Here is a 26093-nt window from a genome sequence, read left to right as displayed (position 1 = left end):
AAGCACGTCCTTACATTTCAGTCTTCTGGAGGCTTCAATCTAAACGCGCCCAGCTCTGCCCGACGATACGCCAAACCCTTCGATCAGCGCTTCCGTTGCCTGCACATCACGAAATTGCGCCTGGATTTCGACCAGGTGCCGGTAATTTTCGTCCGTGGGATCGCTGGCGAGCGCTGCTTCCGCCTGCTTCAGCTCCTTATGTAAGGTGCGCGCGCTGCGCTGCAAGTGGAGAGCTTGGCTGAACGCATCGCGAGCATCGTCGAGCGCTGCCGTTTCCAGCGCCGGCCATTGCCGCGCACGCTTGATCAGCGCCACCGCGCGCTGCCAGATCTCACCGCAGCCGGCCCGCTCGATCGTCGCGATTACAGCCTCGCGGTTGTTGGCCATATCGTGCGCCATGGCGTCGAGGATGGCCGCATGCAGCCGCTTCAGATCGGAATTGGCGAGATCGAGGAACTCGACATGGGCGAAATTCTCGTCGATCAGCACGGGATGGTTGACGAGGGCCGCAATGATCGTCGCCTCGCGCACCGACATGCCCTCGCCGCCGCGTTTGACCAGCGCCGAGCGGCCGAGGCTTTCGGTGATCGCGGTGCGCCCACCGGCATTGCCGCCACGTGCAAACTGTCCGCCGGGTGCTGAGACCCTGCCCGGGAAGCGCTCACCGGGCCGTCCGTCCTGACGTCCCTGGCGTCCGCGCTGGGCACCGAAGAAGCTCTGCACGCGCTCGCGCATTTCCTGTTGGTAGTGATAACGAAGGCTCTCGTCGCGGATGCGGCTGGTCAGTTCGCGTAGCGTCTTTTCGAGCTCCGCCCGCCGTTCCGGCGTGTCGAAGATGCCGCCGGCGGTCTCGCGCATCCACAAGAGGTCGGCCAGCGGCCGTGCCTCGGAAAGCACGGCGCGGAACGCATCCGGCCCGTCACCCTTGACCAGATCGTCGGGATCCTTGCCCTCCGGCAGCAGGGCGAATCGCACGGAGCGGCCTGCCTGGACCGCCGGCAGCGCCATGTCGGCGGCGCGCCACGCTGCCTTCAACCCGGCCTGGTCGCCGTCGAAGCACAGCACCGGCTCGCCAGCCATGCGCCATAGAAGTTCGAGCTGGTTTTCAGTCAACGCGGTGCCGAGCGGCGCCACCACGTTTTCGAAGCCGGCCTGCGCCAGCGCGATCACATCCATGTAGCCCTCTACGGCAATGACCGTGCCGCCCTTGGCCAGCGCCCCCTTTCCGAGCGCTTGGCGCGCACGGGCGAAATTGTAGAGCACGTTGCCTTTGTGGAAGAGCTCCGTATCGGGCGAGTTCATGTATTTGGCCGGCGCATCCGGCGCCAGTGCCCGCCCGCCGAAGGCGATGATCTTGCCCCTGGAATCCGGGATCGGGAACATGATGCGGTCGCGGAACCAATCGTAGGAAACCGGGACGTCGTCGCCATGGCGCACCAGCCCGCACGCCTCGATGTCGGCCTTGGGGACACCCTTGGCGGCAAGATGCTCCTTCAGCGCATTGCGGCTGTCGGGGGCATAGCCGAGGCGGAAAGACTGCTGCGTCGCCGGTGTCAGCCCCCGGTCGCGCAGATAGGCGCGGGCCTTTGCCCCTTCCGGTCCCTGCAGCCGTTCCTGGAAGAACGCCGTCGCCATCTCCATGACGTCAGTCAGGCTGGCGCGTTCCTTTTCGCGCCGCTCCTCCTGGGCATCGCGAACCGGCATCGGCACGCCGGCCATGTCGGCGATCTTCTCGACCGCTTCAGGAAAGTTCATCCCGTCAAGTTCGGTCAGGAACTTGAAATGGTCGCCCGAAACCGAGCAGCCGAAGCAATGGTAGCGGCCCTTCTTGTCCTCGCAGTGGAAGGACGGGCTCTTCTCGCCATGGAAGGGACAGCACGCCCAATAGTCGCCGCGCGGCGCGTTAGTCTTCTTCCTGTCCCACGCGACGCGCTGGCCGATCACCGAAGAAATCGGCACGCGGTCGCGGATCTCGTCGAGGAAAGCAGGCGGAAAGCGCATGGGGGACAGCTCGTTTGGCCTCCATATAATCACGCCGGCGAAGCCCGACGACTCCTAATGCGGAACCATACCCGGTTTTCACAGGGCCAAGGGGTCCAGGCGCCTGACGTTGCGTGGCTGCCACACCGCGGCGGGAATAGTCTCAAGCTTACCTGACCCGTGGCTTCAAGATTGACTTTGCATGAACTCGCCAATCTAGATGATCATAAGCAAAGGCGACTCGTCCGGAATTCAGCGCCCGTAGAGAGCAGGCCCGCCGGTCGGGGGATTTTGGGGGACGGGGTGACCGTAGCTCTGGATGCGCATGTCACCATGCGGCTGCGGCGTTTGCCGTTGTCCGCACTTTCCTTTCTGTTGTCGTCGATTTTTCTGCTTTTGTTCGCAACGCTGAGGCGCGCCCTCGCCGCCATTCTCGTGCTCGTGCTCGTGCCGACCGCGGCGTTCGCGCTGCCGACGGTGACCATCAACCAGGCAGCGGGCCAGAGCGATCCGGCGGGTTCGTCACCAATTCGGTTCGACGTGGTCTTCAGCGAGCCGGTGACCGGCTTCAATGGCAGCGACGTCGATCTTTCCGGCACCGCCGGCGCCACCACCGCGTCCGTTACCGGCTCCGGCAGCTCCTACAGCGTTTTGGTCAGCGGCATGACGGGTTCAGGTTCCGTCGTGGCCACAATACCGGCCGGCGTGGCAACCAACGCCAGCGTTGATCCGAACGAGCCCTCGACCAGCACCGACAATACCGTCACCTACAATCTGCCGCCGCCACCGCCGCTGACAGTGACCATCAACCAGGCTGCCGGCCAGAGCGATCCGACCGGTTCCTCACCAATTCGGTTCGACGTGGTCTTCAGCGAGCCGGTGACCGGCTTCAATGGCAGCGACGTCGATCTTTCCGGCACCGCCGGCGCCACCACCGCGTCCGTTACCGGCTCCGGCAGCTCCTACAGCGTTGTGGTCAGCGGCATGACGGGTTCGGGGTCCGTCGTGGCCACAATACCGGCCGGCGTGGCGACCAACGCCGCCGTCGATCCGAACGAGCCCTCGACCAGCACCGACAATACCGTCACCTACAATCTGCCGCCACCGCCGCTGACAGTGACCATCAACCAGGCTGCCGGCCAGAGCGATCCGACCGGTTCGTCGCCAATCCTCTTCGACGTGGTCTTCAGCGAGCCGGTGACCGGCTTCAGCGGCAGCGACGTTGTGCTTTCCGGCACCGCCGGCGCCACCATCGCTGTCGTCACCGGCTCCGGCAGCACTTTCAGCGTCGCGGTCAGCAGCATGACGGGTTCAGGGTCCGTCGTGGCCACAATACCGGCCGGCGTGGCAACCAATGCCGCCGTCGATGCGAACGAAGCCTCGACCAGCACCGACAACACGGTCACCTTTACACCGCCCGTGATCACGGTCTCGCCGCCGTCATTGCCCAGTCCGGTCTACAACCAGGCCTATTCGCAGCAGCTGACGGCCAGCGGCGGTATGACGCCCTACACTTTCGCGCTGACGTCCGGAACCCTCCCGTCGGGCATCAGCTTCGACGCGGCCGGTCTGCTCTCCGGAATCCCGACTAATACCGGCACGTTCAACCTGGTCGTGGCGGCAACCGACGCAAACGGTTTCATCGGTTCGAAATCCTACACGCTGATCATTGCCGAGCCGACCGTCGAGCTGACGCCGGCATCCTTGCCAAACCCCGTATACAACCGGGCCTATTCGCAACAGCTTGCGGCCAGCGGCGGCGCGGTGCCTTATACTTTCGCGCTGACGTCCGGAACCCTCCCGTCGGGCATCAGCTTCGACGCGACCGGTCTGCTCTCCGGTACCCCGACCAATACCGGCACATTCGACTTCACCGCAGTTGCAACCGATCAGAATGGGAAATCCGGTTCCAAGGCCTATTCGGTGACCATCGACAAGCTTGGCACCACCACCTTGGTCGTTTCCAGCCTCAATCCTTCCAATCAGGGCGATCAGGTCACTTTCACGGCAACGGTTTCGGCTCCCGGCAACCCGCCGCCGGCCGGAACGGTCACCTTCAGTGTCGACGGCTCGCCCGCCGCTACGGTCGCGCTCGCCGGCGGTACCGCCGCCCTGACGACGTCCGCCCTCCCGGTCGGCACCCGTCAGGTCGTCGCGACCTACAATGGCGACGCGAACAACGCGACAAGCACCTCCAGCGCGCTCGCCCAGGAAGTCCACGCCCTGGGCTCCATCACCATCCGCCAGACCACCGACAGCGGCGACGGCTCCTTCGGCTTCTCCTCGCCGGCGCCCGGCCTCAACTTCACCATCGCCACCAGCAGCGGCTCCGGCGACGGACCGGCCGTTTCGCTGCCGACCGGCTCCTACAGCATCACCGCCGCCGACATGACCGCCGCCGGCTTCGCCTTGACCTCGATCAGTTGCAACGATGGCGATTCCGTCGGCAATGTGGCGAACCGCACGGCTGTGATCAACATGGCGCCCGGCGAAAGCGTCGTCTGCACGTTCGCCAGCACCAATTCACGCGAAAATACCACGGCGCTCATCAAGGAATTCATGGAGACACGCGCCAGCCTCATCCTGGAGAACCAGCCCGACATCCAGCGCCGCATCGACCGGCTCGACGGCGTCGCCGGCGGCGGCAGCCCAGTGGCCACCCTGCTCGCGTACCTGCCCGGCATGGCCGACACCAACTCGGTCAATGTCAGCGCAAGCCTTGCCTCCATGCGGCGGCTTGGCGGGGAAGATGCCAACAGCCTGTTCGACATCTGGTTCGAAGGCACTTACAGCCGCTTCGACATCAATGACCAAGACGGCAAATTCGCCCTCGCAACCTTCGGCGCCGACTATCTGGTCAGCCGCAATCTGCTTGTTGGCGCCTTCGTCCAGATCGATCGTACCGACGGCTTCACCGGCAGCGGCGGCGGAACCGCCGAGGGCACCGGCTGGATCGCCGGGCCTTATTTGACCGCTCGGCTGACGGACAATCTGTATTTCGATTTGCTCGCCGGAGCTGGAACATCCTCGAACAGCGTCAGCCCCATGGATACCTACACCGACGGCTTCGACGCCAGCCGTTGGCTGGTCAGCGCCACGCTGCAAGGGGAATGGCAATATGACGCCTGGACCTTCTCGCCGCGGGCGCGCTTCTCCTATTTCGAGGAAAAATCGGGAGCCTATGTCGACGGCCTGAACGTCCCCATTCCCTCCGTCACCGCCGGCCTCGGCCAGATCGCCTTCGGCCCCGGCGTTTCCTATCGCCATGTCACGGATGACGACGTTACCTTCGACTTTAACCTGCGGCTCGACGGCGTCTTCGACATAAGCGACACAGCGACCGAAAGCGGCGCCGACAATTTCCATGGCCGCGTCGGAGCCGGCGTCGATACCCGCATGCCGGGCGGCATGCGTCTCGGCCTCTCCACCAGCTATGGCGGCATCGGCTCCGATTCGGCGAAGTATTTCAGCGGAACCGTGAAACTTTCGGCCGCGCTGAATTAGGATCAAGATGGACCAATGAAAAAAGGCGGCCTTGGCGGGCCGCCTCTCTTTCATTGACCAGCGCCGTGCCGGTCAGACGTTCCGCGGTCACTGCGTGGCGATGGCGCCGAAGATCAAGCCGGAAAGAACGCTGACCAGCAGATAGTCATTGCCAACCCGGATCCATTCCTGCCCGGGACCCGGACGGCGCAGGCCATAGTGGCGATAGTCGCGGATCGGCTGGTGACGCTTCCAGCTGGAATATCTCTGGCCGTTGCGCCAATGGCTGCGCTTCACAACGATCTTCTTCTTCACTAGGACGCGCTTGTTCACGTCGACATGCTTGTTCACGTCGACATGCCTGCCAGGCTTCTGCCAGTCGACCTGGCTGTAGTTCGACTGCGGCGCGTTTGGTGTGTTCAGAGGTGCGGCCTGGCCCTGCCAGGTGGTTGCAGCCAGCATCGAGAAGGCAATGGCGGAAAGAACGATGCGTTTCATGGCGGGTACTCCTTGGTTGTCGATGCCTACGGAATAGAGCCGGAAGGATGAACCGAAACTGAACACCGAGATTACGTTTTCGTAATGATTTCTTACCTTTATAACGACTAATTCAGCGCTATCTTTAAAGCGGGCGTCCGAGAATGGACGCATGACCCGCCGCAACTCCGCAGGCTATGCAACCATTTTGTCAGCCATCCATTTCCGACACGCCCCGTCGCGTGGCAACACGCGTCCGAACCGGGCAAAATTTATTATTCGGCTAAAATAAATCGGAGTAATATCAACCTCTGCAATGTCCACGATTCGCGCCCACTTTTGCCTCTTTGACTTCACCGCGCCCGCGTCGCTGGCACCTGTCGCGTTGCGGGGCCTGGCATGAGTGGCTCGGTCGTCTTGCTGCACCTGGCCGGTGCGGTCGCACTGATGCTGTTTGCCACCCGTCTGGTGAAGACCGGCGTCGAGCGCGCCTATGGCGATGTGCTGCGCCACAAACTGCGCGCCACAATGCGCAATCCGTTCATGGCGGTTCTGGCCGGCTGCGGCCTGGCTGTCGCGCTGCAAAGCTCGACCGCCGTCACCTTGCTGGTCGGCTCGTTCGCCGGCTCCGGTATTGTCAGCGGCATGTCGGGCCAGCTTGCGGTGCGCGGCGCCGAGATCGGCTCGGCACTCGTGGTCAAGCTGCTCACCTTCGATCTGTCGCTGCTGGTGCCGATCTGCCTGGTCGCCGGCACCGTCATGTTCATGGCCACCGAGCGGCGCGACTGGCGCCAGTTCGGCCGCATCCTGGTCGGCATCGGCCTGCTGCTTCTGTCGCTGGAGATGATCGGCCAGGCGTCGGAGCCGCTGCGCCAGAGCACGCTGATGCCGCTCATCGTCGATTACTTCTCCGGCGATCCGGTCACCGCCTATCTTCTGGCGGCGGTGATCACCTGGCTGTTCCATTCCTCGATCGCCGCGGTGCTGCTGATGGTGACGCTGGCCGGCCGCGGCTTCATCCCGCCCGAACTCGGTATCGTGCTGGTGCTGGGTGTCAATCTCGGCTCTTCGATCATCGCGCCGCTTCTAACCCGCAACGCAGAACCCGGCGTTCGTATCGTGCCGATCGGCAATCTCCTGATGCGCGGCATGGGTTCGCTGATCATGCTGATCCTGTTCCTGACGTTCAAACCGCCGGTCGCCTTCTCGGGCAACACGGTGCCCGAGCAGATCGTCAATGCCCACATTGTCTTCAACATCCTGATCCTGATCGCCGGCCTACCGCTGGCGAGCCTGGTCTATCGCGCCTCGGAAAGGATCGTGGCGTTGGGCACCAAGCCCCAGGCCGCCAACGCGCTCGACGTCGTCGAGCTTTCGGCGCTCAACGAAAGTGCGCTCGACGTGCCGAGCCAGGCATTGGCCAACGCCACCCGCGAGGTGGTGCGGGTCTGCGAAACGGTCGAGATCATGCTGAAACGGATCATCGAGCTCTATGAGAGCGCCGATGCCGACAAGATCGGCGCGCTGGCCGCACTCGACGACCGTGTCGACAGGAAGCACGCTGCGATCAAGCTCTATCTGGCCAGGGTCACCAAGAACCCGCTGAGCGAGGACGAGGCGCTGCGTTGCCAGGAACTGATCGGCGCCTGCGTCAAGCTGGAGCAGGTCGGCGACATCATCGTGCGCAACATGCTGGTCCACGTGAAGAAGAAATTCGAGCGTGGGCTGGAGTTCACGCCGGAAGGCTGGCGTGAGCTTTGCGCCTTCCATGCCTTGGTGCTTGCCAATGCCAGGCTTGCCTTCAACGTGCTGGTGTCCCGCGATCCGGAGACCGCTCGCCAGTTGGTGCTGGAAAAGGACCGGCTGCGCGACCGCGAGAAGGAAACCAGCCAGAGCCATTTCGTGCGGCTGCGCGACGGCACCCCCAAGAGCGTCGAGACCAGTTCGATCCATCTCGACACCATTCGCGACCTCAAGCAGATCAACTCGCTGCTCGCCTCGATGGCCTATCCCGTTCTTGAAGAGCGCGGCCTGCTCACCGGTTCGCGGCTGAAGGCCGGATAGATTGCATCCACAGGCCGGGAAGCTTCAGAACATCGCCTATGAAAATTGCTGTGGGCCAATGCGCAGAAATTATCTTTGCGCCACCTCCTGTCTGTCGGCTAAAGATCGCCGCATCTACCGGAAGGAAAGTCGATGGACACCCATTCTCGCAGCTTCGCCAAAGCGCTTTCCTGGCGCATCACCGGCACCATCGATACGATGATCATTTCGCTCGTCGTGACCGGAAGCATCAAGCTCGCCGCTGCCATCGGCCTGACCGAGGTCGTCACCAAGTCGCTGCTCTACTACCTTCACGAACGTGCGTGGCTGAAAATTCCTTACGGGAGGAAGGCAGCCGCCTAGCTCTTGCCTCCGCGCGGACGCCTGACCGGCGATCAAGAAAAGCTAAAGCGGCGTCGACAATTTCTGGATTGCCCGCTGCCCTCATCCGTGGTTTGAGGCGACCTTATCTGAGGATCGCCTTTCCGCCATGCTCCCCCTCATTGCCCTGTTCATTGCCGCCTTCGCCTTCGGCACTACCGAATTCGTCATCGCCGGCGTGCTGCCGCAGGTGGCGGAGGGCCTTGGTGTTGCGATCCCGACCGCCGGCTATCTCGTTTCCGGCTATGCCGGCGGCATTGCAGTCGGCGGCCCGCTGCTGGCGCTCGCCACCAAAAGCTTCTCCCGCAAGGCCCTGCTGCTTGGACTGACTGCAGCCTTCACCATCGGCCAGGCCGCCTGTGCGCTGGCGCCCGACTTCGCCTCGATGCTGCTGTTGCGGATAGCGGTGGCCGTCGCGCATGGCGCCTATTTCGGCGTTGCCATGGTGGTGGCCGTCGGCCTCGTGCGCGAAGACCAGCGCGGCATGGCGGTGGCGCTGATCCTGTCCGGCCTCACCGTATCGAACGTAATCGGCGTTCCGGCCGGCACGGCAATCGGCAACATCTGGGGATGGCGTGCGACATTCTGGGTGATGTGCGCGCTCGGTGTGGTGGCCTTCACGGCAGTCGGCGCCCTGCTGCCGCGCAAGACGGGATCGTCGAGCCCGTCGGCGAGCCTTGGAAGCGAGGTCCGTGTGCTCGCACGCCAGCAGGTCTGGACCTCGCTCATTATTATGCTGATGCTGATGATCGGCCAGTTCGGCCTGTTCACCTACATCACGCCGACGCTGCTTGAGGTCACCGGCCTCGACGAGAAATGGATACCTTGGGTGCTCTTGCTCAACGGGGTCGGCGCAACGATCGGCGTCTTTGTCGGCGGGCGGCTCGCCGACTGGAAGCTGATGCCGTCGCTTATCGCCATGCTTTTCCTACAGGCGGCAATGCTCGCCTTGATCTACGCTGTCGGCCCTTACCCGCTGCCGATGGTGATAGCGATCTTCGTCTGGGGCGGCCTCAACTTTGCCATCGGCACTCCGATCCAGACCCGCATCCTGACCTGGACCGCGGACGCCTCCAACCTTGCCTCGTCGCTCATCCCGTCGGGCTTCAATGTCGGCATCGCGCTCGCCGCATCGCTCGGCGCGGCGATGCTCAATGCCGGCTATGGCTATCGCAGCCTGCCGGTGGTTGGCGCGATCGCCATGCTGGTCGCCGTCGCGGTTGCGCTTGCCTCGCATGTCTGGGAATGGCGCAGCCGGGCTGCGCCGCCGCTGCCGGCTGCCGCCGAATAGGGCTACAGATCGATCCGGTAGCGCAGGCTTTCCGCGCCGCCATAGGCGGCGTCCTCGAAGAAACGCCCGACGAGCCGGCCGCCATTGGCCAGAACGACCTTCTGCGAGGGCACATTGTGAGGCTTGCAGGTGATTTCGACGAAGGGCAGGCCAACCGCCCTCGCCTCCACCAGCATCAGCCGCAGCGCCTCGGTCGCATAGCCGCGTCCCCGTTTCCACGGCACCACCGCATAGCCGATGTGGCCGAGCACATGCGACGGCAGCGACGCGGTGCCGTGCTGCCAGCGCAGGCCGATTGAGCCTGCGACTTCCCCGTCCCAGATCCAGCGCCGGAATCCGGGCAGCCGCGGCACCGTCGAACCGTCGGGCAAGGTGATCGGCGGTCCCTTGCCATCGGAATCGTCGAGATCGCCAAGGAAAGTCGCTGGATCCTTTTCGATAGCCGCAAGCTGCTCGCGCGTCGCGTCGAGCAGCCGCACATTGTCCGGCGACCAGCCGCGCTCGAGGGCCGCCTTGTAGGACGGCAGGTGTTCAAACGCCGGTTTGACGAGTTCGATCACGGGCGCGGGCTTTTGGCTGCCGGATTGCGGGCGCGACGGCAAGGGCCTTCGGCGGCTTACTGCAGCAGGCTCTTGACGATGCCGCTCGCCTTGGAGAAATCCATCTGGCCGGCGTATTTTTGCTTGAGCGCCGCCATCACCTTGCCCATATCCTTGACGCCGCTGGCACCGGTCTCGGCGATGGCGGAACGGACGGCGCTTTCCGTCTCGGCCTGACCCAGTTGCGTCGGCAGGAAGTCGCGGATGATGGCCATCTCGTCGCGCTCCTGCGCTGCAAGCTCCGGCCGCTTGCCGTCATCGAACGCCTTGGCCGATTCCTCGCGCTGCTTCACCATCTTGGCCAGGATCTGCAGGATCTCGTCATCGCTCGCCGGCTCCTTGCCGGCGCCGCGATTGGCGATGTCGCGATCATGGATGGCCGCCTGGATCAGCCGCAATGTCGGCAGCCGCCGCTTGTCCTGCGACTTCATCGCGCTCTTCAGGGATTCGGCGACTTTGCCTCGCATGGTGCTTTCTCCTTCGAATGCGGCGGACAATAGTCGTGCCGATAGCTCAAGGCAAACTCGATAGCGTCCGGCAAACCGCTGATATTATTCGACGAAATAAATCTAGGCTCGCACGGCGCGGCATCATTGACCGCCTTGGCGCCTTCCCCTATGTACTGGGCCTTGCATGAATTGAATTCTAGTGCACGTCGCCCAAAAATGCGTAGCGGTTTTGGGCAACGACAGGCACAAGTGAAAACTTAGCGCGCCGAGGCTGTGAGATCGCCGCTTCGCGCCTTTTGTTGCGCCGACTGAGGGCGCAACCTTTAGGAGTGCCGCCATGGCAACGATGACAGCCGCGTCGACCCCCCCTTGGGCCAGCGAGAGGCCGACAGCCCTGCTGGTGCTGGCCGACGGCACTGTCATAGAGGGCCGCGGTCTGGGCGCCACCGGCTCCGCCGTCGCCGAGGTCTGCTTCAACACCGCGCTGACCGGCTACCAGGAGATACTCACCGACCCATCCTATGCCGGCCAGATCGTCACTTTCACCTTTCCGCATATCGGCAATATCGGCACCAATGACGAAGACATCGAGGACCTCAACCCGCTGGCCCGCGCCGGCGCCGTCGGCGCCGTGTTCAAGGCCGATGTCACCAACCCGTCGAATTACCGGGCCGGAACCGGTCTCGACCAGTGGCTGAAGAAGCGCGGCATCGTCGCACTTTCGGGCATCGACACGCGGGCGCTGACCGCGCTGATCCGCGAAAAGGGCATGCCCAATGCCGTCATCGCGCACGCGCCCGACGGTATCTTCGACGTCGATGACCTCAAGCGCCGCGCCGCCGCATGGTCAGGGCTTATCGGGCTTGATCTCGCCAAGGAGGTGACCTCCGGCCAGTCATCAGTCTGGCGCGAGACGCCCTGGGTCTGGAACGAGGGCTTTGGCGAACAGGCTGATCCGTCGATGCACGTCGTTGCCGTCGACTACGGCGTCAAACGCAACATATTGCGCCTGCTGGCCGGTCTCGGCGCCAAGGTCACCGTGGTGCCGGCAAAAACCGGCGCCGAGGAGATCCTGGCGATGCGGCCCGACGGCATTTTTCTATCCAACGGCCCTGGCGATCCGGAAGCCACCGGCGACTACGCCGTTCCGGTCATCCAGGATCTGTTGAAGACCGAAATCCCGCTTTTCGGCATCTGCCTCGGCCACCAGATGCTGGCGCTGGCGCTGGGCGGCAAGACCGCAAAAATGCATCAGGGCCACCACGGCGCCAATCATCCCGTCAAGGACCACACCACCGGCAAGGTCGAGATCGTCTCGATGAACCATGGCTTTGCCGTCGACGCCGACTCATTGCCGAGCGGCGTCGAGGAAACCCATGTCTCGCTGTTCGACGGTTCGAATTGCGGCATTGCGCTCACCGGCAGACCGGTCTTCTCGGTCCAGCATCATCCCGAAGCCTCGCCCGGCCCGCAGGATTCGCACTATCTGTTTCGCCGCTTCGTCAACTTGATCCGCGAAAAGCGCGGCGAGCCGGCACTGGCCGAGCGTCTTTAGCGCATTGCGTAAAAACGGATTTGACTGACGGCGCCGGCCGGGCTCCCGGCGCCGATCAAGCCCCGTCCGTCACGGCTTCCCGCGCGTGCATGCGTTTGACTTCCTTCGGCGTCGGCTTGGCCACCCTGGTGACGAAGACGACGAGCGCCAGCGTGAGGAAAATCGCGCCGAGCAGATACGGGGCACCGCCGAAAACCACGGGCGCGTTCGGGCCCGTGAACCAGGAAAAGATCGCCGTATAAAGCAGCGGTGTGATGATCGAGGTGATCGAGAAGATCGAGGTCATCGCGCCCTGGAGTTCGCCCTGGGCGGAGGGTGGCACCTTGGCGGCCGCCAGGCTTCTGAGCGGCGGGTCGGCCAACGCCTCGAGACATCCGACGACGATCACTGCATAGATCATCCAGCCTTGTGACGCGAAGGCGTAGCCGAAGGCGCTGAGTGCGGTAAATGCCAGACCGATTACCGCCGTCTTCCACTCGCCGAGCTTAGGGATCACGCGCGGCAGGACTGTCGCCATGACGATCGCCCCGCACAGGCCGAAAGCGCCGAGCGAGAAGCCGATCTGTTGTTCGCTCCAGCCATAGCGATAACTGGAGACGAACGACCAGACCGCAGGATACATCATGTGCCCCAGCGTCATCAGAAAGAAGACAAGTCCGATCCAGCCGATACCTTCGTAGTTGCGCATCTGGACGAGCGTGCCGACCGGGTTCGCGCGTTTCCACTCGAAGCGGCGACGGTGCTTGTTATCAAGTGTTTCCGGCAACAGAAACAGCGCGATCAGAAAGTTTGCGAAAGCAAGCCCGGCAGCGAAATAGAACGGCACACGCGGCCCGAACGTGCCGAGCAACCCGCCCAGAACCGGCCCGATGACGAAGCCGACGCCGAAAGCAATGCCGAGCAGCCCGAAATTCTTCGCACGATTTTCGTCGGTCGAGATATCGGCAATGAATGCCGATGTCGTGGAATAACTGGCGCCGGAAATGCCGGCCAGCACGCGGCCGATGAACAGCATCGGATAGGACCAGGCGATAGCGCAGATCAGATTGTCGATAGCGAACGTCAGCACCGAGGCAAGCAGGATAGGCCGCCGCCCGAACCGGTCGCTCAACCCGCCCATCACTGGTGCGAAAACGAACTGCATCGCCGCATAGACGAAGAACAGCCAGCCGCCCTCGATAGCCGCCTCGCTGATGCCGACGCCGGTCAATTCCCTGAGATAGGCCGGCAGCACCGGCATAATGATGCCGAAGCCAATGATGTCGAGCAGGAGGGTGGTGAAAACAAGCGCAAGGCCCCGCCTGGCGGTTTTGGGGTCTATCATGATGGTATCTCCTCGGGCCGCCCAAGCTAACGGGAACACATCTTATAGGCGAGCACATCGCTGGGAACAATGAGGGAACGGGCAGAGTGCTTTCATCCTGACATCCCCTGACTGCGATCCAGTCTCTCGGATTACGAGAAAACCGTCGGCTCAGATCGGGTTGTTGAACGTGTCGCAGTCCGAAAGCTTGCCGTTCTGGAAGCCTCGCGCCAGCCAGGTCTGCCGCTGCTGCGACGTGCCGTGGTTGAAGCTTTCCGGCACGACGTAGCCCTGCATCTTCTTCTGCAGCGTGTCGTCGCCGATCTGCTTGGCGGCGTTCAGTGCCTCCGCCATGTCGCCCTGTTCCAAGATGCCTTTCTGACCGGTGAAATGCGCCCAGATGCCGGCAAAGCAGTCGGCCTGCAACTCGACCTGCACCGACATGTGGTTGGCGTCCGCTTCGCCCATGCTCTGCCGCATCTGGTTGAATTTGGGCAGGATGCCGACGAGGTTCTGCACATGGTGGCCGACCTCATGCGCGATCACATAGGCCTGTGCGAAATCGCCCGAGGCACCGAACTGCTGATCGAGCTGCTGGAAGAAGGTGGTGTCGAGATAGACTTTGCGATCGTTGGGACAGTAGAATGGTCCGGCCGCTGACGAGGCAGAGCCGCAAGCAGAGCCGATCCGTCCGCTGAACAGGACCAGTTTTGGATCTTGATAGGTCAGGCCCTCGGACTGAAAAATACCGGTCCACGTGTCCTCGGTCTCGGCCAGCACAGTCGACACGAACTGCTTCATCTCGTCGGAGGCGGGCGCACCGGTGCCGCCGCCTTGCGCACCGCTATTGTCGGTGATCTGACCGCCGCCGGGCTGCAAGCCGCTGTTATCGAGGATCTGACTCGGGTCGAAGCCGAAATACCACCCTGCCAGGAAAATCAACCCTACGATGATAATGCCCGACATGCCGCCGCCGCCCGCGCGACCGCCGATCGGGATGCGAAACTGCCCCGGCCCGCCGCCAAGCCCGCCGCTCTGGCCGCGCTCGTCCTCGACATTGTCACTCTGACGACGGCCCTTCCAGAGCATGGCAACCCCCGTGATGCAATTTTCCGGCCGATCGGGCCGTGTCCCGGTTCGATCGGACACGACAACAATTATCTCAACGGTTACGCCAAGTCACAGTATTTTTCGTGCGAACAAGCAATGCTTGCTGACGCTTGCCTGCTCTGGCCGAGACATCGCAAGGTCTGTGCCGTTCACCCTGCTCGTGGGAAGCGAGTCGCGCGAAGAGATACGCTGGCCGTGCTTTTCAGCGGGCGGCGATTATTGCCTTGCGAAAGGCTTCGAGCGTCTCGGCGCTGACATGATGCTCGATGCCCTCGGCGTCGATGCGCGCCGTCTCGGCGCTGACCCCGAGCGAGCGCAGGAAGGCCTCGACCGTCTGGTGGCGAATGCGGCTCTCTTCCGCAACCTTGCGGCCGGCATCGGTCAGGAACACGCCGCGATAAGGCTTCCGGGAGACCAGCCCGTCGGCGCACAGCCGCGTCAGCATTTTCGCGACCGTCGGCTGAGCGACGCCGAGCCGTGCCGCGATATCGACCTGGCGCGCCTCGTTGCCATCCTCGATCAGGTCGGCGATGAGCTCGACATAATCCTCGACCAGCGCGCTGCGGCGCGCTTCACGCGTCTGCCTGAAGCCTTCCGAGTGGATTTCTGCGTCAGGCAGCGGCTTTTCGCGAGGAACCGGTCTTTTCTTCAGCGCCAATACGCGCTCCTCCCGGCAGTTTGAATCGACATTGCGGTCATAACACGGAACCCTATTGGTTCTGGCCGTTTATTTCCATTCGGTGGCCGGCGCAACCGGCGTTCACTGCCGTTCAGGCCGCACGCCAAGCGGCCACAAGAAAAAGCTCAGACAATGAAATATAGCATATTGCATAATGTTCAGCCGTGGCATAGATAAGGAGACAACATCGATCGTTCCAGTGGAAAGCCATTTCATGTCGGAAGCCGAAGCCACCTCAGCCCCCCGGTCCATGTGGCGATTTGCCCGCCCGGAGGACGACGAGCAGCCCAGCCTTCGCGAAGTCAACGCAACGATCGCGGTGCCGCACTCGGGGATCTGGCTTCGCCGGCTGTTCGCCTTCATGGGGCCGGGCTACATGGTTTCGGTCGGCTATATGGATCCGGGCAATTGGGCGACCGACCTCGCCGGCGGGGCCCAATTCGGCTACACGCTGCTTTTCATCATCATGTTGTCGAACCTGATGGCGATCCTGCTGCAGGCACTCGCCGCCCGGCTCGGCATCGCCACCGGCCGCGACCTTGCGCAGGCGTGCCGCGCCTATTATCCGCGACCAGTCAATTTCATGCTTTGGGTCGCTTGCGAACTGGCCATCATCGCCTGCGACCTGGCCGAGGTCATTGGCACGGCGATCGCCTTGCAACTGCTGTTCGGCATTCCGCTGATAGGCGGCGCCATCATCACCGCGCTTGATGCCTTCCTGCTGCTGCTGCTGATGAACAAGGGCTTCCGTTTCCTCGAGGCCTTCATCATAGCGCTTTTGATTATCATCTTCGGCTGCTTCGCCATCCAGATCTTTGCCGCCGCCCCGCCGGTCGGCTCCATCCTGCATGCGATGTTCGTGCCGTCGTCCGAGATCGTCACCAATCCGGCCATGCTCTACATCGCCATCGGCATCATCGGCGCCACGGTGATGCCGCACAATCTCTATCTGCATTCCTCGATCGTGCAGACCCGCGCCTATGAGCGCACCGATCGCGGCAAGCGCGACGCCATCAAATGGGCGACGACCGACTCGACCATCGCGCTGATACTGGCGTTGTTCGTCAATGCTTCCATCCTGATCGTGTCGGCGGTGGCGTTCCACGGCACCGGTCATCATGACGTTGCCGAGATCGGCCAGGCCTTCGAGCTTCTGTCGCCGCTGCTTGGCCTCGGCATCGCTTCCATCCTGTTTGCCGTAGCGCTGCTCGCCTCCGGCCTGAACTCGACGGTGACGGCGACGCTCGCCGGCCAGATCGTGATGGAAGGGTTCTTGCGGCTGCGCATCCCGCAATGGGCGCGCCGCCTGCTGACGCGCGGCATCGCCATCATTCCGGTGGTGGTGGTCACCGCGCTCTATGGCGAGAAGGGAACCGGTCAGTTGCTGGTCTTCAGCCAGGTAATCCTGTCGATGCAGCTCCCCTTCGCTGTCGTACCGCTGGTGCAGTTCGTCTCGGACAAGCGCAAGATGGGCAATTTTGCCATTTCCCGCGCCGTCGCCGTGCTGGCCTGGGTGGTTGCCGCGCTCATCCTGGTGCTCAACTTCAAGCTGCTCTACGATACGGTCGTTGGCTTGGGCTGAGCGTTCTCGGCTCCAAGCTGAGACGATAAGGTCGGCAGTCACCTGCCCCCGGTCCTAGAAATTTGCCGGCCGCTGTCGGACAAATGTCCGTTCGCCCGTCCTTGGCTCGAACTCCGGCCATGACGGCACGGATCAGAGAAAGGGAGCTCCAATGAGGAAGATCATCGCCGCAACATTCGTCAGCCTCGACGGCGTCATGCAGGCGCCTGGCGGCCCGCAAGAGGACCCTGTCGGCGGCTTCAAATTCGGCGGCTGGACGTTTCATTACTGGGACGATGTGATGGGCGCCGCGATGGGCGAGACGTTTTCAAAACCGTTCGCGCTGCTTCTCGGCCGCAAGACTTACGACATCTTTGCCGCCCACTGGCCTTATCAGAAAAATGATCCGATCGCCGACAGCTTCAACGCCGTCACCAAATATGTGGCGACGCACAGGCCGGATTCGCTGTCCTGGCAAAACAGCCAGCCGCTCGGCAGCGATGTCGTGGCGACGTTGCGCCGGATGAAGCAGGAGGACGGCCCCGACCTGCTCATTCAGGGATCGAGCGAGCTGATCCAGACCTTGCTCGCCAATGACCTGATCGACGAGATCAGCCTGCTGATTTTCCCGCTGGTGCTGGGCAAGGGCAAAAAACTGTTCGGCAGCGGCACAATACCCGCCGCCTTCAAGCTGACCCGTTCGCAGGCATCGACCACCGGTGTCATCATGGCGAGCTATGAACGCTCCGGCGAGATCAAGACCGGGTCATTTGCCACGGAGCAGCCGTCCGAAGCCGAGATCGAGCGGCGCAAGAACTGGAAGTAGATGCCGCAGGGCGATCAAGGACGGCTGAACACTGGCCGTCCTTTTTGCTGTTTTTAAGCCGCCTCTCGTCGCCCTGCCAACCCATCGCGGAGGTGGCCCGCGAATGCCAGTGCAGCCGGCGCGACGTCGTGCTTCGGCAAATGCAGATTGATCGAAAAATTCGGCAATGACGGCAGCTCCGGATCGTTGGCCAAAATGTCGAGGTCGACAGGCACGGTCGACGCCAACCAGGTGGTGACGGCCAAGTCCGAACGCACTGTCGCCGTCGTCGCGTCAATGCTGCCGTTTTCGAATACGGTGCGCCATTCCAGCCCATGCTCCTTAAGCGCCTCCAGCACCACCGGGCGGAACGCACAGGTCTCGGCGACCATCGAAACCGGCAAGGGCCGCTTGCCGCGGGCGGCGCCGCCTTTGGCGCCGACCCAGACCAGCCGGTCGACAACAAGGCATTCGCCGGCCGACCGACCGATCGGCTCCTCGATCACCGCGAGTTCTATCGTGCCGGTCGCCAAGGCTGCGGCCAACTCTGGCGACGAAGCACAGACAAGCGAGATCTCGACCTGCGGATAGGCCTCGGCATAGGCCTTCAGCACCGGCGCAAGCAAGGTGCCGACAAGGTCGTACGGCACCCCGAGCCGGACCTGACCGGCAACCGCATCGCCCGCCATCTCCGCCAGGATCTCGTCATTGAGGGAAAGCAGGCGCTTGCCCTTGCCGAACAATCGCTCGCCGGAGCGGGTCAATCGCAATCCGCGCCGATCGCGATCGAACAGGCTGCAGCCGAGAACCTCTTCCAAACGCTTGATCTGCTGGCTGACGGCACCTTGCGTCAAATGCAGCGCGTTGGCCGCCGCCGTCATGCTGGCCTTGTCGGCAACGGTGACGAAGGTTCGGACCAGGGCAGTATCGAGGTTGCGGAGCATCCGGCTATTATATTTGCTAATGCGTGTGATAGCAAACATTGCATTTACTGATGAGCCGAACAGCCTACCGTGCAGGCTTCAAAGGAAGCAGCATGTTTGAACCTGTCCTTCCCCTCGTCCTGTTCGCGCTGGTCTCAACCTCAACGCCCGGCATGGCCACGACCTTGTCGACGGCGTCCGGCGCGCAGTTCGGCTTTCGCCGCTCTATCCCGCTGATGGCCGGGAGTGCGGCCGGCCTGGCCACGGTGGCTGCGGCAGGTGCTGCCGGGCTCGCCGGTCTGCTGGCCGCCGCTCCTTCGCTGCAACTGGCAATGAAAATGGCCGGTACCCTCTATCTGACGTGGCTTGCCCTCAAGATCGGCCGCAGCGGTCCGCCCAATCTGGACGTGGCCATGGCAAAGCCGAACAGCTTTTTGGGCGGCGCCGGCCTGCAATGGATGAACCCAAAGGGCTGGGCCATGGGGCTGGGAGCGGCGGCATCCTTTGCCGCGCTCGCCAACGGGCCGCTGCAGCTCGCCGTGCTGCTCGGCACGGTCTTCGGCCTTGCGGCGGCCCTCTCGCTGGCGGCGTGGTGCGTGGCGGGCACGCTGCTCGCCCGGTTGCTGCGAACCGAGCGGCAGTGGCGCATGCTCAACGCCGTCCTTGGCCTGCTGCTGGCCGCCTCGATCATTCCGATGTGGCGGACAGCGTAAGGTCAGTCTTTAGCCATGTCAGGCAGCGTAACGCGCCGCCGGCTTGCCCGCCAGAAGACTGCCGAAGAAGCCTTGCGGACGCGAAGAAAGGCACCCCCCGGCAATATCGGCAAGACCCGGTGCCGTGAATGCTTCACCCTTTGCCAGGCCAACCAGCGCTGCATCGACCAGATCGTCGGCGGTCATGACGATTTCTTGCGGAACGTCGGCGAGGTCGCTTCCGGCAACTTCCCAGAATTCGGCGCTGGACGAAATCGCCGCGCTTGATTTTGACGCACCGCCGGCCGCGAGTTGAATTATCGGCGGCCGGCAGCCAAGCTCCCCTGACAGCCTTACTCGGCCGGCATCGCCACCGGGCGCGCCGCCAGATGGCCCGCCAGTACCACGCCCAGACCAATGATCGGGAATGCCGCCGCGACCACGCCGAGGTCGGCCGGTGCGCCATAGCGCAGCACCGCGGCGCCGACCACGGCACCCAGTGCCACGCCGAGATAGAGCGCCGAAGCGTTCAGCGATAGCACGATGGGCGCGGCATCGGGCGCCAGCTTGATGATACGGCTGGCCTGCGCCGGCGGGAACGCCCAGCCGACGATGCCCCACGGCACCATCATGGCCATGAGCGCCGGCCCGGCGATCTCGCGCGGCAGGAACATCGGGATCAGCGAAAACGTGACCAGCATGGCGGCACTCAGCGCCAGCGACCAGCAGACGGTGCGCGTCGCGCCGAAACGGTCGGCGGCCTGCCCGCCGCCGATATTGCCGATGACCGCGCCAACGCCGAAAGCGAGCAGCATTCCGGGAAGCGCGATCGGGTTCAGTCCGCCGCCTTCGATCGCGAGCGGCGCGACAAAGGCAAAGACGGTGAAGGCGCCGATCAGCGCCAGGATGGTCGTCACCAGGATAGGCATGACGCCGGGGCGAAGTGCCGCTGCCAGCCGCATCCGGAGCGGCAGCCTGGTGCCGACGATGCCGCGCGGCAGCCGGTACCACAGGATCGCGCCGGCGAGCGCACCAAGGCCGGCAATGGCAAAGAAGGTGCCGCGCCAGCCGGCAACCGTCGCAACGAGCGCGCCGAGCGGTGCTCCGACCGCGACCGCAACCGTAGTGCCGCCGACGACCACGGCAATGGCTCGGGCGCGGTGATGATCGTCGACAAGCGCAACGGCCGTTCCCTGTGCGGTCGCCGCGAACAAGCCTGACGACAGCGCCATGACGATGCGCGCGATCAACAGCAATTCGAAGGAGGAGCTTAGCGCCGCGGCGACGTTGCCCAACACGAAGAACACCAGCGTCCACAGGATGACGCGGCGCCGGTCCCATTCGCCGGTCAGCGTTGCCAGGATCGGCGTGCCGATCGCATAGGCGAGCGCAAACGCGGTGATCAGCGTGCCGGCGAGCGGAACGGAGATGGCGGCATCCTTTGCAATGTCGGGCAAAAGGCTGGAGATGACGAAACCTTCGGTCGAAATCGTGAACGATCCGAGCGCAAGCCAGATTAGGCGCTTATCCATGGCAATTTCCTTAGTTCAAAGGTTATTGAACAATTGGACATAACAGGGCATGATGTCAATAAAGCCGCTGCAAAATAGCCGAACCATCCTGACAGCCCGGTGTCAGGACCGGGCGACGGGACGAAACTATGTGTCCATTGGCCACGAGAGGAGATGCGTTGAAATCGGCTCCGAATGTGCTTAATTCCTGGGCATGACCTTGCCCCATCCCACCGCCGACCAGATCAGCCTGCCGAACGTGCTTGCCGTGCTCGGCGACCCGACGCGACTGGCCATCGTGCGCTATCTCGCCAGCAAAGAGGGCGTGCCGCTGAATTGCAGCCGGTTCCTCGATCTCTGCTCGAAGACCAATCTGAGCTACCATTTGGCCAAGTTGCGTGAGGCCGGCGTCACCCGCACCGAGGCGGTTGGAACCAGCCGGCTGATCACGCTGCGCCGTGACGATCTCGACCGCCGCTTCCCGGGCCTGCTCGACAGTGTTATTGCCGCGGCCGGCGACGCATCGTTGCCGGCGGTCGGCGGCCAAGAGATCGAAGTCCGCGCCTGAACGACCCAAAGCTAGGTTCCGCTCTCGCCCGCTTCGCGAGACGAGCAAAGTAGCTTCACCCGCCCTCCAGCCATTCCAATTAACGGAGCCTGCCATGCGCATTGCCGTCCTCGCCGACATCCACGGCAATGTCCTGGCGCTCGACGCCGTGCTCGATGATCTGCGGCAGCGCGGCGGCGCCGACCTCATCGTCAATCTCGGCGATTGCGTTTCCGGCCCGCTCTGGCCGCGCGAGACCATGGAGCGGCTCGAGACGCTCGACCTGCCGACGGTGCGCGGCAATCACGACCGCCGCGTTGCCCGCGACACCGCCGACGAGACCATGTGGCCGTCCGACCGCTACGCGCAGGAACGGCTGACCGCAGGCCAGCGCGAGGCGCTGTTCGCGCTGCCCCTCACGCTGGAGGTGGCGCCCGGCATACTCGCCTTCCATGCCCGGCCCGACCACGACGAAAAATACCTGACTGACGCGATCGTCGACAGCCGGCTGGTGCGCGCGCCGCTGGTCGCAATCGAGCGGCGCCTCGGCGCGATCGATCCCGCCTGCCGCATCATGCTTTGCGGCCACAGCCATCGCAGCGAGCTGGTCCGCATTCCCGGCGGTCCGGTCATCTTCAACCCGGGCAGCATCGGCTGCCCCGCCTATGACGATTCAACCCCGCCGGCGCATGTCTCCGAACAGGGTTCGCCGCACGCCCGCTACGGCATCGTCGACTTGCATCCCGATCGTTTCGAAGCCATCGCCGTCGATTATGACCACGAGGCGGCGGCGCGCCAGGCCGAGCAGGCGGGACGGCCCGAATGGGCTCACGCGCTGCGCACCGGCTTCATGCCGGGCTGAGCTTGCTCATCCCGGGCTGAGCCTGCTCATCCCAGGCTGAGCTTGCTCATGCCTAGCTGAACGGTTGACCGCCTTCGAGCGGCAGAAGTCGCGACCGGTCCAAGCTTCAGTCGTCAGACGCCGATGGCTTCGATCGCTTGGCAGGACGTCGGGCGCTGGCCGCCGAAGTCTTGGACGCCGAAGTCTTGGACGTCGAAGTCTTGGACGTCGAAGTCTTGGACGTCGAAGCCTTTGGCCGTGACGTCTTGGGCGCCAGTTGCGTTGGGTTGAAACTCTGTGCTGGGGCGGATTCGGAACCGGCCCGAATGTCGGCGTCGCGCACCTGCTGGCCAAAGTTCAGGCCGGTCAGCTCTTCAATCTCGGCCACCGTCGAAAGGAACTCCGATACCCTGGCAATTTCAAGCGGGTCATCGAATGCCTCGGCACGCTCGCCGAACGCTTCGGGCATCACTTCCAAAACCGGCTTCTGGTCCGCCAGCAGCGCGATGGCGCGCAGGCCAGCTTGATCGGACCACAGCGCGATCTTCCAGAACTTCAGGGGGACATGGCTGTCGAAGCGGTAGGGAGGATCGTCCTCGCCGAACACTGGCCCGGCAAACACCGTGACACGGCCTCGCGTCGTATAGGCGTTGCGCAGCACATAGGTTTCTACCGCGCGCCATCTCAACTTCCCCTTGGAGCCGGGATGGTTAAGCGAGCTTCCTTGATTGAAGAAGCCGACTTGCGGCGCAGCATTGGTATAAACGAACGTGTCGCGTTCTGCCGCGACCGCCTCCTGATCGACGCCCCATGCGGGGTCGCCGCGAAGTGTAATATGGCCCTTCTGGAACATTCGAGCGATTCGTTCCTTGGATTTTGCGACGGGAAATCCAGGCACATTCTGGCTCGAATAGAATTCCTGGTTCATCTGCTCGCCAAGATCGATGCGCCGATCCGGCCGGAAAGCATCGCTGGCTTCCGAACCGGAAATCGACTCCACCTCCAATTCGAGAAGCGACGGGTTGTCGATGACCGTCTTGTCCTCACGATTGACCGCCTTGGTGCGGGATCCATCGATATTGCAGGCGGTGACGAAGGCAAGCCTGCGATCGGCGTTCATCAAGATCGAAAAATGATGGTAGCGCAATTCGTGTGGGTCCTCTCCCGGTTTGGCAAGAAGGTTTTTGGCCAACCGGTAGGGTGAATTGGCGACCGTCGGCATTGCCAGGACAAAGCCCGGTATGAAGCCGGGCTCATACCCTCCACGATCATCGAAATCCTCTGTTTTCCAACCCGCGGCCTCGGCGATGGCCACCTTCCCGGGTTCGCTTGCCGGGCCTTTGCCGTCGTTTCGTCTCGCATCGCCTCCGTCGATCAGCGGCGCCCGGACATTTATCTCGACGGGAAAAGTCCAGGTGACCGAGCCATCGGCATTGTGTCTCGTCGCCGGCGGATTGCGATCCGGTTCCGGCCGCTGCACCGGCTTGTCCGGCACATCTTCGCGAATATCGGCGTTCAGCCGAACTGTCTCGTCCACCATGCGCGGCATGCCGGCCCAAATCGCCATGGCTTGCGAAACCGCCGATGCCGAGGAGCCCGGCAGCTTGGACTTTCTAGCACCCAGATGGTCAACGATGGCGCTGATCCGTATGCCTTCGTTGATCTCGCGGGCAAGCGCATAGCCACCTATGCCCGTCACCTCGTGGAACGGGCCGGCCCAATGGTGCAGGGCGATAGGTTCCCATTCATTGTTGAAGACCGGGGATCCGGAAGAACCCTGTTCGGTGTCGGCGACATAGTGCAGGACTTGTACCGTTTCGTCGCGGGCCACCAGCCGGTTTTCACGCAACACCAGTTCCTTGAAGCGGCCATCGGGATGCTGGACGATGTTGGCGATTTCGCCGAGCATATGCTTGTCGCGCGCATCCGACAGCGAGATAAAACCGAACTCCCCCAGTTCCTTTGGACCGGAACGCCGCTCGCCAACCCCGATCAGCGTATAGTCCAGACCCTCTATGCTATCGCTCACGAAACAGGATTCAGGATCGAACAGGAACGTCGTCGGCGTACGCACGGCATTTGCACCGTCCTGCTCATAATCGAACTGGACCTGGAAGCGCCGGGAATCCGCCGGCGACGAAATCACATGGTTGTTTGTGAGGAACAGCCTTGGCCCGACCAGAAAACCCGATCCTTGTGGATTGCCGTTGAGAAAGGCAACGCGGCCAACCGCATCGGCAGCACGGCGCCCACGCTCGAGGAATGCGACCCCGATGAAATCGAGCGTTGGGCCGAGAATTGCCTCCGGCCCCGGCTGCTTGGCGGCGGCCTTCCTTTCCCCGGCAGACCTCATGTCGATCGCTGCCGATATCATCTCCGCTTCGGTGCGGCTGAGCGATGCCTTTACCTGCAACCTGTCGAGCCGCCTGGAGAGGGTCTGTTCGGCGGCCAGCGGATTGCCGTTGGCGATGTGACCAAGTGAAGCCTCAATCTCGGCGCGCGTTTTCTTGATACGCTGGCGAACTATGTTTTCCACCTGCGCAAATATTTCAAGGTCGACCATCTTGCCCTCCTCAACCTTACTTGAGAGAGTGCATATTTACATGAAATGTGCAATATTTTGCCGGCTGTTAGTTCACGGAAGTGGCCTGGTCGCGATTCAACACGCGGCACCGTTTCGGGCTTACACAGCGCCGTCTCGTCGCCTATAAAAACCGGCTGGCGTGCGATGGCGCTTTCGTGCCTGGCCGCGCATTCGGCAATTGAACCTACCGCCCATGGCAGATGATTAGGCGCACAGTAACACTCCCGACGACGCTGCTTGCGGTGATCGCCGCTCCGCTGATGCTGGCGGAGTTGCCGGCCAACGGCCAGGAGCCGGAGCCCATCGTCTCGATTGTGACGGGTCTCGCTCCGGATGACCTCCTGAACGTGCGCGCCACGGCGTCGGCCATGGGCAAGATCGAGGCGCGGCTGCCGAGTGGTTCGAGCGTGAAAAATCTCGGCTGCGGCGACGTCAGCGGCTACAAATGGTGCAAGGTTGAAGACATTGATGACCCGAAGATGAGCGGATGGGCGCCCGCACGCTACCTCGACCCTATCAATCCCCGGCAAGTGACACCGCAGGTGGCGGCCAGTGCGGAGAACCCTGCGCCTCAGCCGCTGCCCGACCTGACAACGCGCCTCGGCGCGACCGCTCCCGAAACGCCGCTGAATTCCCCTGACGCGATCGGCAGGGTGGCGATCGAGGATGCTTACCGCCTGGCCCTGGCCGGTGGAAACCCCACGACTGGACAGGTTGATGGATCGCCGCCCGCGGCAGTGGGTCCCGTCCAGAATTTCGGCGCGGCCAACGCGGCGCCCCCGGCCGACGCACAGACCGTTGCGCGGCTTCAGCCGCCGGGGACACCGGTACCCGGTGCCGGCAACGCCATCCCCTGTGCGCGCTATCTCGGCCAGCCGATGACCAGCTGCAAGGCAGGCGTGGTGCGCACCGGCGACAAGACCGACGTGACCGTGACCTGGCCCGATGGCGGCACGCGCATCATCAGCTTCGAGGCCGGCAAGCCGGCCGGTGCGGACGCACCCGGCGAATTCCGCTTCACCCGCGAGGGCAGCCTGAACATGATCCGCGTCGGTGCTTCCGAACGCTTCGAGATTACGGACGCTTTGGCGTTGGGGGATAGTGGTAAGGGGAATAAGGCAGTAGGGCAGTAGGGCAATATGTTTAAAGGGCGCTCGAACCTCTGCCCTACTGCCCTACTGCCCTACTGCCCTACTGCCCTACTGCCCTACTGCCCTACTGCCTGCCAGTTTAGGGGCTTACATCCGGCAAAACTCTTCCCTATAAGGCCCTCCTAGCC

The 26093-nt window shown here is 63.2% G+C and carries 22 protein-coding genes; 11 read left to right on the top strand and 11 right to left on the bottom strand.

The window, feature by feature from the left end:
- Positions 1–39: 39 nt before the first annotated feature.
- Positions 40–2001 (bottom strand): DNA primase, encoded by a 1962-nt coding sequence (gene dnaG, locus NKI39_RS29445; RefSeq protein ID WP_352836212.1) that lies wholly within the window; start codon positions 1999–2001, stop codon positions 40–42.
- Positions 2002–2283: 282 nt separating this feature from the next.
- Between dnaG and NKI39_RS29440 the strand changes: the two genes are divergently transcribed.
- Entirely contained in the window at positions 2284–5484 is a 3201-nt protein-coding gene (locus NKI39_RS29440) for a putative Ig domain-containing protein (protein ID WP_352836209.1), read from the top strand.
- An 87-nt stretch (positions 5485–5571) separates the two neighbouring features.
- Here NKI39_RS29440 and NKI39_RS29435 read toward each other — a convergent pair whose 3' ends face one another.
- A complete protein-coding gene (locus NKI39_RS29435) occupies positions 5572–5961 on the bottom strand; it encodes an RcnB family protein (protein WP_352473947.1) in 390 nt (129 codons plus the stop codon).
- Between the two features lie 378 nt (positions 5962–6339).
- On the opposite strand from NKI39_RS29435, the gene NKI39_RS29430 reads away from it, so the two are divergent.
- The 3 genes from NKI39_RS29430 to NKI39_RS29420 all read left to right on the top strand — a co-directional run bounded on the left by NKI39_RS29430 (position 6340) and on the right by NKI39_RS29420 (position 9655).
- On the top strand, positions 6340–8004 hold the full coding sequence (locus NKI39_RS29430) for a Na/Pi cotransporter family protein (protein WP_352836206.1): 1665 nt from the start codon (positions 6340–6342) through the stop codon (positions 8002–8004).
- A gap of 132 nt (positions 8005–8136) precedes the next feature.
- Positions 8137–8346 (top strand): DUF2061 domain-containing protein, encoded by a 210-nt coding sequence (locus tag NKI39_RS29425; RefSeq protein WP_292658743.1) that lies wholly within the window; start codon positions 8137–8139, stop codon positions 8344–8346.
- Between the two features lie 127 nt (positions 8347–8473).
- Complete coding sequence (locus tag NKI39_RS29420) at positions 8474–9655, top strand: MFS transporter (RefSeq protein WP_352473943.1); 1182 nt, start codon at positions 8474–8476, stop codon at positions 9653–9655.
- Positions 9656–9657: 2 nt separating this feature from the next.
- Here NKI39_RS29420 and NKI39_RS29415 read toward each other — a convergent pair whose 3' ends face one another.
- Together NKI39_RS29415 and NKI39_RS29410 are read right to left on the bottom strand one after the other, a co-directional pair.
- On the bottom strand, positions 9658–10215 hold the full coding sequence (locus NKI39_RS29415) for a GNAT family N-acetyltransferase (protein ID WP_352473942.1): 558 nt from the start codon (positions 10213–10215) through the stop codon (positions 9658–9660).
- A 56-nt stretch (positions 10216–10271) separates the two neighbouring features.
- The gene (locus tag NKI39_RS29410) at positions 10272–10721 is read right to left on the bottom strand and encodes a GatB/YqeY domain-containing protein (protein WP_352836203.1); all 450 of its coding nucleotides are present in this window, start codon (positions 10719–10721) and stop codon (positions 10272–10274) included.
- Between the two features lie 319 nt (positions 10722–11040).
- On the opposite strand from NKI39_RS29410, the gene carA reads away from it, so the two are divergent.
- Positions 11041–12258 (top strand): glutamine-hydrolyzing carbamoyl-phosphate synthase small subunit, encoded by a 1218-nt coding sequence (gene carA / locus NKI39_RS29405; RefSeq protein WP_352836200.1) that lies wholly within the window; start codon positions 11041–11043, stop codon positions 12256–12258.
- A gap of 55 nt (positions 12259–12313) precedes the next feature.
- On the opposite strand, the gene NKI39_RS29400 is transcribed toward carA, so the two are convergent.
- From NKI39_RS29400 to mntR, 3 genes are all read right to left on the bottom strand, one after another.
- Positions 12314–13582: a TCR/Tet family MFS transporter gene (locus tag NKI39_RS29400; RefSeq protein ID WP_352473940.1), complete on the bottom strand. Its 1269-nt coding sequence runs from the start codon at positions 13580–13582 to the stop codon at positions 12314–12316.
- A gap of 150 nt (positions 13583–13732) precedes the next feature.
- Complete coding sequence (gene ypfJ, locus NKI39_RS29395) at positions 13733–14650, bottom strand: KPN_02809 family neutral zinc metallopeptidase (RefSeq protein WP_352473939.1); 918 nt, start codon at positions 14648–14650, stop codon at positions 13733–13735.
- Between the two features lie 223 nt (positions 14651–14873).
- A complete protein-coding gene (mntR, locus tag NKI39_RS29390; protein ID WP_023678308.1) occupies positions 14874–15329 on the bottom strand; it encodes a manganese-binding transcriptional regulator MntR in 456 nt (151 codons plus the stop codon).
- A gap of 235 nt (positions 15330–15564) precedes the next feature.
- Here mntR and NKI39_RS29385 point away from each other — a divergent pair, with 235 nt between their 5' ends.
- Entirely contained in the window at positions 15565–16932 is a 1368-nt protein-coding gene (locus NKI39_RS29385; RefSeq protein WP_352473938.1) for an Nramp family divalent metal transporter, read from the top strand.
- Between the two features lie 151 nt (positions 16933–17083).
- Positions 17084–17737 carry a dihydrofolate reductase family protein gene (locus NKI39_RS29380; RefSeq protein ID WP_352683606.1) on the top strand — a complete coding sequence of 218 codons (654 nt, stop codon included), beginning with the start codon at positions 17084–17086 and terminating at the stop codon, positions 17735–17737.
- Between the two features lie 53 nt (positions 17738–17790).
- Here the strand turns inward: NKI39_RS29380 and NKI39_RS29375 are convergent, their stop codons facing one another.
- Complete coding sequence (locus tag NKI39_RS29375; RefSeq protein WP_352836197.1) at positions 17791–18660, bottom strand: LysR family transcriptional regulator; 870 nt, start codon at positions 18658–18660, stop codon at positions 17791–17793.
- A gap of 92 nt (positions 18661–18752) precedes the next feature.
- Between NKI39_RS29375 and NKI39_RS29370 the strand changes: the two genes are divergently transcribed.
- Complete coding sequence (locus NKI39_RS29370; protein ID WP_352683602.1) at positions 18753–19352, top strand: LysE family translocator; 600 nt, start codon at positions 18753–18755, stop codon at positions 19350–19352.
- An 18-nt stretch (positions 19353–19370) separates the two neighbouring features.
- Here NKI39_RS29370 and NKI39_RS29365 read toward each other — a convergent pair whose 3' ends face one another.
- Entirely contained in the window at positions 19371–19538 is a 168-nt protein-coding gene (locus NKI39_RS29365) for a hypothetical protein (protein ID WP_352836195.1), read from the bottom strand.
- A 146-nt stretch (positions 19539–19684) separates the two neighbouring features.
- Positions 19685–20863 carry an MFS transporter gene (locus NKI39_RS29360; RefSeq protein WP_254820339.1) on the bottom strand — a complete coding sequence of 393 codons (1179 nt, stop codon included), beginning with the start codon at positions 20861–20863 and terminating at the stop codon, positions 19685–19687.
- Positions 20864–21056: 193 nt separating this feature from the next.
- Here NKI39_RS29360 and NKI39_RS29355 point away from each other — a divergent pair, with 193 nt between their 5' ends.
- Together NKI39_RS29355 and NKI39_RS29350 are read left to right on the top strand one after the other, a co-directional pair.
- Positions 21057–21410: an ArsR/SmtB family transcription factor gene (locus NKI39_RS29355; protein ID WP_352541088.1), complete on the top strand. Its 354-nt coding sequence runs from the start codon at positions 21057–21059 to the stop codon at positions 21408–21410.
- Positions 21411–21504: 94 nt separating this feature from the next.
- On the top strand, positions 21505–22251 hold the full coding sequence (locus NKI39_RS29350; RefSeq protein ID WP_352836191.1) for a metallophosphoesterase family protein: 747 nt from the start codon (positions 21505–21507) through the stop codon (positions 22249–22251).
- A gap of 106 nt (positions 22252–22357) precedes the next feature.
- Here NKI39_RS29350 and NKI39_RS29345 read toward each other — a convergent pair whose 3' ends face one another.
- Positions 22358–24793, bottom strand: coding sequence for a DNA/RNA non-specific endonuclease (locus tag NKI39_RS29345; protein WP_352836188.1), 2436 nt, complete (start codon positions 24791–24793; stop codon positions 22358–22360).
- Between the two features lie 263 nt (positions 24794–25056).
- Here NKI39_RS29345 and NKI39_RS29340 point away from each other — a divergent pair, with 263 nt between their 5' ends.
- Positions 25057–25947 carry an SH3 domain-containing protein gene (locus NKI39_RS29340; protein ID WP_352836186.1) on the top strand — a complete coding sequence of 297 codons (891 nt, stop codon included), beginning with the start codon at positions 25057–25059 and terminating at the stop codon, positions 25945–25947.
- Positions 25948–26093 lie beyond the last annotated feature (146 nt).

The sequence above is a fragment of the Mesorhizobium sp. M0664 genome (assembly GCF_040320565.1).
In the GTDB taxonomy this organism is placed as follows: domain Bacteria; phylum Pseudomonadota; class Alphaproteobacteria; order Rhizobiales; family Rhizobiaceae; genus Mesorhizobium.
The sequence above is the reverse complement of the archived record's forward strand: the minus strand, read 5'-3'. Positions and strand labels throughout refer to the sequence as shown.